We start from the raw sequence: 13,233 nt of genomic DNA on the forward strand, positions 1-13,233 counted from the left end.
GGCACTGACGTACCGCAAAAAAAAAGATCAGGCCGCTTGCCGCAGGACATGGCTGCTGCTCGACAGCTCATCCCCCTCAGCGAGTCACTCCATGCCCATGCCATTCCCCTGCCGCCTTGCCTGCGGCCTTCCCTTGCTGCTGCTGTTGCCCACCCCGCGTGCCGCCGCCGTCGAACCACCCGACGCCGCTGCCAGCACCGCAGGCCAGGCGCCCAAGACCACACTGGATGCCATCATCGTGCTGGGCGCGGGGCAATCGCGGCAGGTGCAGACGATCAAGCCGGCAGACCTGGCCAAGGCTCCGCCCGGCACCTCGCCGCTGGCCAGTCTGTCCAAGCTTCCCGGCGTCAACTTTCAATCGTCCGATCCGTTGGGCGGCTACGAGTGGGCCCAGCAGATCACCATCCGCGGCTTCAGCACCGACCAGATGGGCTACACCCTGGACGGCGTGCCACTGGGCAACATGCAATACCGCAACAACAACGGCCTGAGCATCGGGCGTGCCTTGCAGGCGGAAAACAACGGGCCGGTGACACTTTCGCAAGGCAGTGCCGCAGTGGGCACCGCCTCGACCAGCAACATCGGCGGCACCATCGATTTCACCTCGCTCGACCCCACCGACGGCTTCGGCGTGGATCTGGCGCAGACCGTCGGCAGCGCCAGCAACCTGCGCAGCTTCGCGCGCCTCAATAGCGGCACCTTGCGCGGCGGCGGACGCTTCTATCTGTCGGCCAGTCATCAGGACGCGGACAAGTGGAAAGGCCACGGCTCGCAGCGCCAGCAGCAGCTCAATTTCAAATACGTGCAGCCGCTGTCGGACAGCCTCACCGCCACCACCTTCATCGATGGCGTGGATCGCCGCGAAGACGATTATCTGGATGTCTCGCTGGATCTGATTCGTCGCCTCGGTGATCGGGTGGACAACATCTCCAATGATTTCCCCCTGGCCGAGCGCATGGCGCAGGCGCTGCAGAATGGGACGCCTGCGCCGGCACCCTACCGCAATGGCGACGACGTCTATTACAACGGCGGCGGCGTGCGCAAGGACCTGTTCGCCTACGAAAAACTCGACTACGACCTGAGCGCGCAACTGAGCGGCCAGACCACGCTGTACTGGCATCAGAACCACGGCATCGGCACCTTCGCCAGCCCGTACGACCCCACGCCGGCGGCGTTCGGCGGCTCGCCGGTATCGGTGTCCACCGTGGGTTATGACATCCAGCGCAAGGGCATCCTGTCGCAGCTGGAGCTGCGGCTGGACCGGCACACGCTGCAGGCCGGGCTGTGGTACGAGAACAATCGCTTCGATCAGATCGCCCGCCTCTATGGCCTGCAGGCCGGCAGTGCCCCACGCAACTTCCAGCGCTTCTACGACAACCCGTTCCGCACCCGCTGGCACTACATCTTCGACACCGAGGTCTATCAGCTGCATGTCGGCGACAGCTGGGAGGTCAACGATGCCCTGCGGGTGGACCTGGGCCTGAAATCCCTGCAGGCCAAGAACACCGCCCGCACCATCACCAGCAGCCAGCCGATCGATGGCCGGATCGAGGCGTCGGGCCATTTTCTGCCGAGCGCCAGCGCGTTGTACCGGTTCGACAGCCGTAACGAAGCCTTCGTCGACTACACGCGCAATCTGTCCGCCTTTGTCGCCTCCGCCTCCACTGGCCCGTTCTCGACCACCAAGGCCGGGTTCGACTACATCCGCGACACGCTGAAACCGGAAAAGACCGCCACCACCGAACTGGGCTTCCGCCACACCGGTGCCTCCGTGCAGACCTCCATCACCGCCTACCACGTGCAGTTCCGCAATCGCCTGCTGGCCTCGTCGATCAGCGCGGCGGTGGTGGGCAACCAGAACGTGCTGCAGAACGTCGGCGGCGTCACCTCGCAGGGAGTGGAGCTGGCGGCCAGCTGGAATTTTTTGCCGCACTGGTCGCTCTACGGCAGCAGCTCCTATAACGACGCCCACTACGACGATGACGTGGCCGTGCCCGGCAGCGCCGTGGTGGCCATCCGCGACAAGCAGGTGGTGGGCTCGGCACGCACGCTGGCCAATCTCCAGCTCGGCTACGACGATGGCGCCGCGTGGGCGCAACTGTCGGCGCACTACACCGGCAAGCGCTATTACAGCTATTTGAACGATCAGCCGATTGCCGGGGCGACGGTGCTGAACTTCGGTACCGGCTACCGCTTCCATGCGGCATCCGGCGCCGTCCATTGGCTGGACGGCACCGATGTGGATCTCAACGTCACCAATCTGCTGGACAGGCGCTACATCGCCTCCCTGGGCACCAGCGGGTTTGTGACCGCCGATCCGGACGGCACCTACACCACGCTACAGGTGGGTGCGCCGCGACAGGTCTTTGTCAGCGTGCGCAAGCACTTCTGAGCGAGTGGCAGCCGCGTCGGTGGCCGATGCAGATGCGCAGGGAATGGCAGCGCTCGGCAGTGACGGCTGCCGGCAGTGCAATCATGCAGGTCGGCGCCCCACCGATCGCGCCGCTCGCCTGCATCCCGGCTCACGCTGCGGCAGACCAGTGCGCGGCGCCTGACCTCGGGCGCCGGCGGCACACGCTCAACGCCCGCCGCGTTGCAGGCGCTTGTGCAGACTGCGGCGCTGCGCATCGCTCAACAGGTGCCCATGCGTGCTCAACAGCCCCAGGATCTGCTGATGCGCCTGCGCGGTACGCCGGGCGAGCTCTGCGCTGGCTGCAGCTTCGAGGCGTTTCCACTCGGCAGCGGTGGTCGGCGTCGGCAGGGACAAGGGCTTTGCAGGCATGGGTGGCGCAGGCACGGGAGCGGGCCGCCATGATACGGCGCGCGCGTGAGCGCGCTATCAGCAGCCGCTGCGCCGCCGGCAGGCCATCGCGTCGGTGACCACGCGCGAGCTCGTGCAGGCGGCTGCGTTCGCCAACCCCGTTGCCGGCCGCATGACCTGCGGTCTTGTACGATCGGCCCGTCGCGGCCGGGCCGCCCTGCACCATCGACGAGTTGCGCATGTCTTCGCTGATCGAGTTGAGCACCCTGTTACTACGGCATGCGCCGGCCGACGGCCTGCATGCCACCGCGATTGCCGGGCTGCAGATCATGCGCAGCTCCACGCAAACGCTGTCCATCCCGACCGTCTACACGCCGATGCTGTGCCTGGTGGCGCAGGGCCGCAAGCGCGCGATGCTGGGCGCGCAGGCCTACGACTATCACCCGGACATGTATCTGGTGGCCTCGGTGGATCTGCCCATCGTCGGCTCGGTCACCCAGGCCAGCGCCGCGCAACCGTACCTGTGCTTCTGCCTGGATCTGGACACCGCGGTACTCAGCGAGCTGGCCATCCATCACCCCGAACTGGCCGAGCCGCAACGCGACGCTGCCGCAACCGGCCTGCTGCTCAACCACAGCACGCCGCCGCTGCACGACACCGCCGTGCGGCTGGCACGCCTGCTCGACCGGCCGCAGGAAATCGCCGCGCTGGCACCGCTGGTGACCCGCGAGCTGCTGTACCGCCTGATGGCCGATCCCGCCAACGCGGTGGTGGGCCAGATGGCCATCGCCGACAGCCGGCTCAACCAGATCTCCAAGGCCATCGTCTGGTTGCGCGAGCACTATGCGCAGCGTTTCAGCATCGAGCAGATCGCGGACCTGTCGGCCATGAGCCGCTCCACCTTCCATGCGCATTTCAAGACGGTGACCTCGATGACGCCACTGGAGTACCGCTCGCACCTGCGCGTGCACGAGGCGCGCCGGCTGATGGTGGCCGAGGCACTCACCGCCGCCGACGCCGGCTTCCGGGTCGGCTACGAAAGCGCCTCGCAGTTCAGCCGCGACTACGCGCGCATCCTGGGCGAACCCCCGGCCCGCGATGCACAGCGGCTGCGCGCCAGCACACCGGATGCGACCGAAGCGGCATGAGGACCGCGTCGCTAGAACCCGCTCGGCGTCTCGCGCTTCTGCTGCGCCACTGGCTTTGCCACAACGGGTCGATAGGCACGCAGGAACAATGCCACCGCGCCGCTGACGTAGGCCGATACCTGCGCAGCACCGGTATGCGCCGCACCGCTGCGCACCGCCGCATTGGCCGGTAGCCCGGCCATCAACCCGAAGAAATGCACCGAGGCATCCGGCAGGTTGTCGATCACCAGAACACCCTGGGACACCTCGCGGGCCAGCAGCGTGCGCATCATGCCGTCGTAACGCTCGAAGCACAGCATCCACATCTCCTCGCGGATCTGGCTCGGCAACAGCGGTGGGCGCACCAGGCCGTATGCGGCATCGTCCGGTGCGCTGCGGCTCGCCACGCCCACCACCGCGTTGGCCACCGCAATCAACCGGTGCTGCAGTGGGCCGCGCAGCGCCAGCAACGCGTTCCACTGGTTCGGCGACGCCTGCGCCACTGCGTCCAGGGTGGTGCGGAACAGCACTTCCTTGGACGCGAAATACGCATACACCGTGGCTTTGGACACCATCGCATGGGTGGCGATGGTCTCCATGCTGGTGCGATCGAAGCCGCGTTGCTGAAACAGCCGCAGTGCCGCCGCGACGATTGCGCCACGTTTGCCGGACGGTGCTGGCAGCGGTGGCGCGTCCGGCGCCGGACCGGCTTCATCCACGGGGTTGCGCCGTCCCCACGCTGGCCAGCTCCGGTTGTGCCGTCTGCAACCAGCCGCCGCCCATCGCCTTGTAGAAGGTCACCAGATTGGTGAAGCGCGACAACTGGGTGGCGATCAGCGTCTGCTGCGCGCTGTACAGCGAGCGCTGTGCATCCAGCGCCTGCAGATAGCTGTCGATGCCGCGTTCAAAACGCGCCTGCGACAGCCGGTAACTGTCGGCAGTTGCATCGACCAAGGCCTGTTGCGCCTGCAATTGCCGCCCCAGGGTGTCGCGCTGGGCCAGCGCGTCGGAGACTTCGCGGAAGGCGCTCTGGATGGATTTTTCGTAGCGCGCCACTTCGATCTCGCGGTTGGCCTTGGCCATGTCCAGGTTGGCGCGGTTGCGCCCGGCATTGAAGATCGGCAAGGTCAGCGACGGCACGAAACTCCAGGCGCGGGTGCCGGAATCGAACAAGTTCGACAGGCTGCTGCTGGACGACCCCAGCGAGCCGGTCAGGCTGATGCTAGGGAAGAACGCCGCACGCGCCGCACCGATGTTGGCATTGGCGGCACGCAGGTTGCGCTCGGCCTCCAGGATGTCCGGGCGGCGTTGCAGCAACTGCGACGGCACCCCGGCCGGCACGCTGGCCAGCACATTGCCCTCGACACTGGCGCCGTCGGGCAAGGCGCGCGGCAACAGGGTATCGGGCACGGACGTGCCAACCAGCAACACCAGCGCATTACGATCCTGCGCCACCTGTGCGGTGTAGCGCTCCACCTCCACGCGCGCGGTTTCCACCGTGGTCTGTGCCTGGCGCAAGGTGAGTTGCGAGGCCACACCCAGCTCGAAACTGCGTTGCTGCAGGCGGTAGCTGGCGCTCTGGCTGCTCAGGGTGGACTGCGCCAGGTGCAGCGACGCCTGATCGGCAGCCAGCGTCAGGTAGGCAGTGGCCACCTCTGCCACCAGGCTGATGTGCGTGCTGCGGCGGGCCTCGGCCGTGGACAGGAACTGTTGCAGCGCCTGTTCCTTCAGACTGCGCACCCGCCCGAACAGGTCCAGCTCGTACGCGCTGATGCCGATGTTGGCGCTGTAGGTGCGAAACACTGCCGGCTGGCCGGGGATGGCCAGTTCCGCCGGCGTGCGCGCGTTGTTGGCAGTGCCGGTGCCATCGATGGCCGGCAGCAGCGCGGCGCGCTCCACCCGGTATTGCGCACGCGCCACTTCGATATTGAGCGCCGCCACGCGCAGGTCGCGGTTGTTCCGCAGGGCCAGCTCGATGACCTGCTGCAATGCCGGGTCGGTGAATACCTCGCGCCAGCCGATGTCGGCAACGGTGCGCGCCGAATCCACTGCAGCCGTCTGCGGCGTGGCAATGGACGTGGCGCCGGCGAACGTGTCCGGCACCGGCGCATCGGGACGCGCGTAGCGCGGCATCATCGTGCAGCCAGACAGCACGCTGGCCACCGCGATCGCGGCAAGTGTCATGCGGATCGGAGTCATGTCAGTGTCCTGTGGGTTGCGGAACGGGCACGGCCGCTTGCGGGCGACGCTTGAACAGGCCGCTCACCAGCACGAAGAACAGCGGGACGAAGAACACCGCCAGGACCGTGCCGGACAGCATGCCGCCGATCACTGCGGTCCCCAGCGCATGCTGCGCGCCGGCACCGGCACCATTGCCGAGCACCAGCGGCACCACGCCCAGGATGAACGCCAGCGACGTCATCAGGATCGGCCGCAAGCGCATGCGCGCCGCTTCCAGCGCGGACTCGATCAGGCTCTTGCCGCCGGCGTGCAGCTCCTTGGCGAACTCCACGATCAGGATCGCGTTCTTCGACGCCAGGCCAATGGTGGTGAGCAGGCCCACCTGGAAGTACACGTCGTTCATTTTCCAGGTCAGCATGGCGCCCAGCAGCGTGCCGAATACGCCCAGCGGCACCACCAGGATCACCGAGAACGGAATCGCCCAGCTCTCGTACAGCGCCGCCAGACACAGGAACACGATCAGGATCGACAGGCCATACAACAACCCGGTTTGGCCGGTCGAGGATTTTTCCTGGCGCGACAGACCGGTCCACTCGAAGCCGATGCCCGGCGGCAGTTTTGCCGCCGCAGCCTCCACGATCTGCATCGCCTCGCCGCTGGAGGCGGCACCGGGCATTGCCATGCCCAGGATCTCCACCGACGGCACGCTGTTGTAGCGCTCCAGCCGCGGCGACCCCGAGCGCCAGCTCACCGTGGCGAAGGCGTTGAACGGCACCATGGTGCCGGCGCTGTTGCGCACGAACCAGCGATCCACATCCTGCGGGTTCATGCGGTACGGCGCATCGGCCTGCAGCATCACCTTCTTGACGCGGCCCTTGTCGATGAAGTCGTTGACGTACACGCTGCCCCACGCGCTGGAGAACGTGTTGTTGATGTCGGCGATCGACACGCCCATCGCCTGCGCGCGGTGCGGGTCGATCTCCAGCTTGAACTCGGGCGTGTCTTCCTGCCCGTTCGGACGCACGCCGACCAGCCGCTTGTCCTGCGACAGTTCGGCCAGCAGTTGATTGCGTGCCTGCATCAGCGCGTCGTGCCCCAGATTGGCGCGGTCCTGCAGCATCAGATCGAAACCGGTGGCATTGCCCAGCTCCGACACCGCTGGCGGCGCAAACGCAAAAACCTGCGCGTCGCGGATGCCGGCAAAGAACGCGCCGGCCTTGCCCGCCACATCGGTCACGCTCTGGCCCTTGCCGGTGCGTTCGTCCCAGGGCCGCAACTTGACGAAGGCAAGGCCCACGTTCTGCCCGGTGCCGGCAAAACTGAAACCGGACACCGCGAACACGCCCGACACCGAATCCTTCTGGTCGACCAGGAAGTGATGCTCCACCTGCTCGAGCACCTCGCTGGTGCGCGCATGCGATGCGCCCGGCGGCAACTGCACCAGCACGAACAAGGTGCCCTGGTCTTCATCCGGCAAAAAGCCCACCGGTAATTTCATGAACCCCACCACCACCAGCGCCAGCAGCACGGCGTAGGCCAGCATGTAGCGCCACCCTTTGCCCAGCATGTGCCGCACCACGCCCTGATAGCGGGTGTTGCCGCGATCGAAGATGCGGTTGAACCAGCCGAAGAAGCCGGTGGTCGCCATGCCGTGGCCTGGTTGTACCGGCTTGAGCAAGGTGGCGCACAGGGCCGGGGTGAGGATCATCGCCACCAGCACCGACAAGGTCATCGCGGACACGATCGTGATCGAGAACTGGCGGTAGATCACACCGGTCGAGCCGCCAAAGAACGCCATTGGCACGAACACCGCAGCCAGCACCAGCGCCACGCCCACCAGTGCGCCGGAGATCTGGTCCATCGACTTGCGCGTGGCCTCCCTGGGCGACAGTTGCTCTTCGCCCATCACACGTTCGACGTTTTCCACCACCACGATGGCATCGTCCACCAGCAGGCCGATTGCCAGCACCATCGCGAACATGGTCAGCGTGTTGATGGTGAAACCGAAAGCGGCGAGGACGCCGAACGTGCCCAGCAACACCACCGGCACCGCAATGGTCGGAATCAACGTGGCACGGAAGTTCTGCAGGAACAGGTACATCACCAGAAACACCAGCACCACCGCTTCCACCAGCGTATGCACCACCTGCTCGATGGAGATGCGCACGAACGGCGTGGTGTCGTACGGCTTTTGCACCTTCATGCCCGGCGGGAAGAATTTCTGCTGTTCTTCCAGGCTTTTATCGATCGCACGTACCGTATCCAGCGCATTCGCGCCGGTGGCCAGCTTGATCGCCAGACCGGCCGCCGGCTTGCCGTTGTAACGGCCGACCGTGTTGTAGCTTTCGCTGCCCAGTTCCACGCGCGCCACATCGCGCAAGCGCACCTGTGCGCCATCGGTCTGGGTGCGCAGCAGGATGTTTTCGAATTCCTGCGCCGTCTTGAGCCGGGTCTGCGCGGTGATGGTGGCATTGAGCTGCTGGTTGGCCACCGCCGGCAACGCGCCGAGCTGGCCGGCCGACACCTGTGCGTTCTGTGCCTGGATGGCGGTGCGCACGTCGACCGGCGTGAGATTGAAATTGGTCAACTTGTCCGGGTCCAGCCAGATGCGCATGGCGTATTGCGAACCGAACAAGGTGGTGTCGCCCACGCCTTCGACGCGGCTGATGGTCTCCTGCACGTTGGCAGCCACGTAATCGGACAGGTCCGAATCGCTCATGCTGCCGTCTTCGGACGTAAAGGCCAGCACATTGACGAAGTTGGTGGCCGACTTGGTCACTGTCACGCCCTGCTGTTGCACTTCCTGCGGCAACAATGGCGTGGCCAGCGACAACTTGTTCTGCACCTGCACCTGCGCCGTGTCCGGGTCGGTGCCGTTCTCGAAGGTCAGGGTGATGGTCACCGCACCGCTGGATTCGCTGGTGGAGGCCATGTAGCTGAGATGGTCCAGCCCCTTCATCTTCTGCTCGATGACCTGGGTGACGGTGTCTTCCAGGGTCTGCGCCGATGCACCGGGGTAGTTGGCGGTGATGGCCACGGCGGGCGGTGCGATGCTGGGATATTGCGCAATCGGCAAGGTGGCAATGGACAGGATGCCGGCCAGCATCACGATGATGGCCAACACCCACGCAAAGATCGGACGGTCGATAAAAAAGCGTGCCATGTCGTGTGCTCCGCCTCAGTTGGCCGCACGCGGTGCGGTCGGGGCGGCAGCCGCGGCATCGGCGTTGCCACGCTTGGGCTGCCACGGCACGGTCTTGACCTCGATGCCATCGCGCGCGCGCGAGGCGCCTTCCACCACCAGTTGCTCGCCGGGCCTCAGGCCGCTGCGGACCAGCCACTGGTCGCCAACCTCACGGTCGACATCCAGCAGGCGCAGGTGCAGCTTGCGGTCGCTGCCCACCACGAACGCGGTCGGCTTGCCGGCGCCGTTACGCGTCACTGCCTGCTGCGGCACCAGCATGCCCTGCTGCTTGACGCCTTCCTGCAGCACCGCGCGCACGTACATGCCCGGCAGCAGGTCGGCATTGGGGTTGGGGAACACCGCGCGCAAGGTGATCGAGCCGGTGGCCTGGTCCACGGTGACGTCGGAGAACGCCAGGTGCCCCTGCAGCGGGTAGCGGCTGCCGTCCTCCAGCAGCAGCGACACCTTGGCCGCGCCCTCGCCGGCCTGTTCCAGGTCGCCGCGCGCCATCGCCTGCTTCAGCCGCAGCACGGCTGCGCTCGGCTGGGTGACATCGATATAGATCGGGTCCAGTTGCTGGATGGTGGTCAGCGCCGTGGCCTGGTTGGCAGTGACCAACGCACCGGGTGTGACGCTGGAACGGCCGATACGGCCGGAAATCGGCGCATCCAGGCGTGCGAACGCCAGGTTGATGCGGGCGGTCTCCACGCTGGCCTTGCCGGCGGCCACGTCGGCCTCGGCCTGGCCCAGCGCGGCGGCGGTGTCGTCGCCTTCCTGCTGGCTGATCGCCTTGATCTGGGCCAGCTCGGTGTAGCGCTCGGCCTTGAGCTGCGCCGTGCGCAGGGTCGCCTCGGCCTTGGCCAGCGAGGCCTGGGCGCTGGCATAGCTGGCGCGGTACTGGGCCGGGTCGATCTGGTACAGGGTCTGCCCGGCCTTGACGTCGCCGCCTTCGGTGAACTGGCGCGACTGCACAAGGCCACCCACCTGCGGGCGAATTTCGGCGATCAGGTACGGAACGGTGCGCCCCGGCAATTCGGTGGTCAGCGTCACCGGCTGCTGCTTGACGGTCAGCACGCCCATTTCAGGGGTGCCCTCCTGCGGCGGCGGGCCGCCCGGCGGGCTGCCGCAGGCGCTGAGCAAGGCGGCAACGGCAACAGCAAGCAACGACAGGCGAAACGAGGCATGGGCACGCACGGGCAGGTCTCCGACGGGAGTTGTGATGGTTAAATCTAAACGGTACGGTTCGGTATCCTAATAAGCTCATCAGTAGCCGTCAAGCATTTCTGCCCAGTCGGTATACTTATGAATTATTGGGAGAACCTGATGCGGGTCAGAACCGAAGAAAAGCGCGATGCGATCATTCAGGCCGCCAGCGAGGTGTTCCTCGAACTGGGCTTCGAAGGCGCGTCGATGTCGCAGATCGCCGCCCGGGTCGGCGGCTCCAAGCGCACGCTGTACGGCTATTTCCCGTCCAAGGAAGAGTTGTTCGTGGCGTTCGCCAAAGACATGTCCGACCGCTACATCGACCCGTTGCTGGACGCGTTGTCACAAAGCAGCGGCCCCGTTGCGGAAACCCTGCAGCGCTTCGGCGAGGACATCCTCAGCTTCCTGTGCGCCCCCAGCTCGATCACGATCTGGCAGACCATCATCGGCGTGTCGGGGCGGTCGGACGTGGGGGCACTGTTCTTCAATGCAGGCCCCGAAGAAGGCGTGCAACGCATGGCCGAATTCCTGCAGACGCAGATGGATCGCGGCGTGATCCGCTGCGCCGACGTCCTGATCGCGTCAAGGCAGTTCGGCGCGCTGCTCGAAGCGGAAACCCTGATGCCCTGCCTGTTCGGCGCGCTCAAGGACCCCTCGCCCGAGTATTTGCGCGAGGCAACGCGACGCGCGGTAGATTTGTTCCTGGCGGGCTATGGGTGCAAGACCGCCGCCGGAGCGTGATGCGCGGTGGCGTAGTTCGGTAGCTTGCAGAGCGCATCCATCGGCAGCCGAGTGCGCGTGTGTCTATTGCCGCCAGGTCGATAAATCGCCTGTTTCCCAGGCGATCGTCACTCCGCCACCGCGCACTTGGCGCACAGGCCATGCACTTCCAGCGTCTGCGCCTGCGGCTGGAACCCGAGCGCCTTGGCGCGGGCTTCCAGTTGCGAGACCACCTCGCGGTCTTCCAGTTCCACTGCGCTGTGGCAGCGGTCGCAGATCAGGAACGGCACCGAGTGCTGGGCGCTGTTGGGATGATGGCAGGCGACGAAGGCGTTGACCGATTCGAGCTTGTGCACAAAGCCATTGGCCATCAGAAAATCCAGCGCGCGGTACACCGTGGGCGGTGCATCGGCGCCCACGCCCTTGCCTTCGCGCACCCAGTCCAGCAGTTCGTAGGCCTTGACCGGCTTGCCGGCGTCGGCAATCAGCCGCAGCACATTGGCGCGGATGGGGGTCAGCCGCAGGCCGCGTTCGCTGCAGGCGCGCTCCACCGCGCGCACGAAGCCGTTGGCGTCGTCGACGTGGTGATGCGGCTCGGTACAGGCGTGGTCTTGGGCGTGGGTGTGCTTGGTCATACAGGCTCCGGCGTCAGGCCGCTCCAATCTTGATGAGTGCCGCATCGATGCGTTTCAAGGCGCCCTCGCGTCCGGCCAGGTACACCGTCTGCGAAATATCCGGGCTGACCTGGGTGCCGGTGATGGCCACACGCAGCGGCTGGGCGACCTTGCCCATGCCCAGTTCCAGCGCCGCGGCCGCATCGTGCAACGCCGCCGATACGCCCTCCACGCTCCATTCGCTGAGCGCAGCCAGCAGTTCGCGCGCCTTGCCCAGCGGCACCTCGGCACCCAGCTTCAGGTGCTTCATCACCGCCGCTTCGTCGTAGACCTCCAGCGGCTGGTACCAGACCACGGCTTTTTCGGCCATTTCCTTCAGGGTCTGCACGCGCTCGCGCAACGCCACCACCACATCCGCAGCGGCCGGGCCGGCGGCGATGTCCACCCCCAGCTTGGCAAGCTGGTATTCCAGCTGCGGGGCGATGCTGGCCGGGTCGTCGGTCTTCAGATAGTGCTGGTTGACCCAGCCCAGCTTGGCCATGTCCAGGCGCGCGGCCTTGGAATTGACGTCCTTGACGTCGAACAGGTCCAGCAATTCCTGCGGCGTGAACAGCTCCTGGTCGCCATGCGACCAGCCCAGGCGCGCCAGGTAATTGATCAACGCATGCGGCAGATAGCCGGCGTCCTTGTACTGCATGACATCGGCCGCGCCGGTGCGCTTGGACAGCTTGGCGCCCTGTTCGTCCAGGATCATCGGCATGTGCGCGAACCTGGGCACCGGCGCGCCCAGCGCTTCATAGATGTTGATCTGGCGCGGGGTGTTGTTGATGTGGTCGTCGCCGCGGATCACCTCGGTGATGCCCATGTCCCAGTCGTCCACCACCACCGCGAAGTTGTAGGTGGGGAAGCCGTCCGGGCGGAAGATCACCATGTCGTCGAGCTCGCTGTTGGCGATCTCGATGCGGCCCTTGATCAGGTCCTCGAACACCACCGTGCCGCCGATGGGATTCTTGAAGCGGATGACCCGATTGGGGTCGTCGCGGTACGGCAGGTTCTGCTCGCGCGCGGCGCCGTTGTAACGTGGCTTTTCCTGCCGGGCCATCGCCGCTTCGCGCATGGCGTCGAGCTCTTCGCGGGTTTCATAGGCGTAATACGCCTTGCCCTGCGCGAGCAGCTGCTCGGCGACCTCCTGATAGCGGGCCACGCGCTGGGTCTGGTAGATCGGGCCTTCGTCGTAGTGCAGGCCCAGCCAGTCCATCGCTTCCAGGATGGCGTCGATGGCTTCCTGGGTGCTGCGTTCGCGGTCGGTGTCCTCGATGCGCAGCACGAATTGCCCGCCACGGTGGCGTGCCTCCAGCCAGCAATACAGGGCGGTGCGGGCGCCGCCGATGTGCAGGTAACCGGTGGGGCTGGGAGCGAAGCGGGTGCGGCAGGTCATGGAGC

At 66.1% G+C, this 13,233-nt stretch carries 10 protein-coding genes; 3 read left to right on the top strand and 7 right to left on the bottom strand.

The genetic code is table 11. The features are described 5' to 3' along the window. Positions 1–91: 91 nt before the first annotated feature. On the top strand, positions 92–2,392 hold the full coding sequence (locus tag RZV17_RS13670) for a TonB-dependent receptor domain-containing protein (RefSeq protein WP_355604196.1): 2,301 nt from the start codon (positions 92–94) through the stop codon (positions 2,390–2,392). A 186-nt stretch (positions 2,393–2,578) separates the two neighbouring features. Here the strand turns inward: RZV17_RS13670 and RZV17_RS13675 are convergent, their stop codons facing one another. Further along, positions 2,579–2,782, bottom strand: coding sequence for a hypothetical protein (locus RZV17_RS13675; RefSeq protein WP_104580557.1), 204 nt, complete (start codon positions 2,780–2,782; stop codon positions 2,579–2,581). A gap of 218 nt (positions 2,783–3,000) precedes the next feature. Here RZV17_RS13675 and RZV17_RS13680 point away from each other — a divergent pair, with 218 nt between their 5' ends. Continuing rightward, entirely contained in the window at positions 3,001–3,909 is a 909-nt protein-coding gene (locus RZV17_RS13680) for an AraC family transcriptional regulator (protein ID WP_355604201.1), read from the top strand. Between the two features lie 11 nt (positions 3,910–3,920). On the opposite strand, the gene RZV17_RS13685 is transcribed toward RZV17_RS13680, so the two are convergent. Genes RZV17_RS13685 through RZV17_RS13700 form a run of 4 tightly spaced genes read right to left on the bottom strand, consistent with a single transcriptional unit; the run spans position 3,921 to position 10,447 of the window. Then, complete coding sequence (locus tag RZV17_RS13685) at positions 3,921–4,607, bottom strand: TetR/AcrR family transcriptional regulator (RefSeq protein ID WP_355604204.1); 687 nt, start codon at positions 4,605–4,607, stop codon at positions 3,921–3,923. Next, positions 4,600–6,087 carry an AdeC/AdeK/OprM family multidrug efflux complex outer membrane factor gene (gene adeC, locus RZV17_RS13690; protein ID WP_355604207.1) on the bottom strand — a complete coding sequence of 496 codons (1,488 nt, stop codon included), beginning with the start codon at positions 6,085–6,087 and terminating at the stop codon, positions 4,600–4,602. Before adeC ends, RZV17_RS13685 begins: the two co-directional genes overlap by 8 nt. 1 nt (position 6,088) lies before the next feature. Continuing rightward, positions 6,089–9,232, bottom strand: a complete 3,144-nt coding sequence (locus tag RZV17_RS13695) for an efflux RND transporter permease subunit (protein ID WP_355604210.1) — start codon at positions 9,230–9,232, stop codon at positions 6,089–6,091. Between the two features lie 15 nt (positions 9,233–9,247). Continuing rightward, positions 9,248–10,447 (bottom strand): efflux RND transporter periplasmic adaptor subunit, encoded by a 1,200-nt coding sequence (locus tag RZV17_RS13700; protein ID WP_355604213.1) that lies wholly within the window; start codon positions 10,445–10,447, stop codon positions 9,248–9,250. Between the two features lie 108 nt (positions 10,448–10,555). Here RZV17_RS13700 and RZV17_RS13705 point away from each other — a divergent pair, with 108 nt between their 5' ends. Then, positions 10,556–11,197 carry a TetR/AcrR family transcriptional regulator gene (locus RZV17_RS13705; protein WP_355604216.1) on the top strand — a complete coding sequence of 214 codons (642 nt, stop codon included), beginning with the start codon at positions 10,556–10,558 and terminating at the stop codon, positions 11,195–11,197. A 107-nt stretch (positions 11,198–11,304) separates the two neighbouring features. On the opposite strand, the gene RZV17_RS13710 is transcribed toward RZV17_RS13705, so the two are convergent. Further along, on the bottom strand, positions 11,305–11,811 hold the full coding sequence (locus RZV17_RS13710) for a transcriptional repressor (RefSeq protein WP_039413527.1): 507 nt from the start codon (positions 11,809–11,811) through the stop codon (positions 11,305–11,307). A gap of 13 nt (positions 11,812–11,824) precedes the next feature. Continuing rightward, positions 11,825–13,228 (bottom strand): glutamate--tRNA ligase, encoded by a 1,404-nt coding sequence (gene gltX, locus RZV17_RS13715; RefSeq protein ID WP_184439009.1) that lies wholly within the window; start codon positions 13,226–13,228, stop codon positions 11,825–11,827. Positions 13,229–13,233: the final 5 nt, after the last annotated feature.

The organism is Xanthomonas cannabis (genome assembly GCF_040616535.1).
GTDB lineage: Bacteria > Pseudomonadota > Gammaproteobacteria > Xanthomonadales > Xanthomonadaceae > Xanthomonas > Xanthomonas cannabis.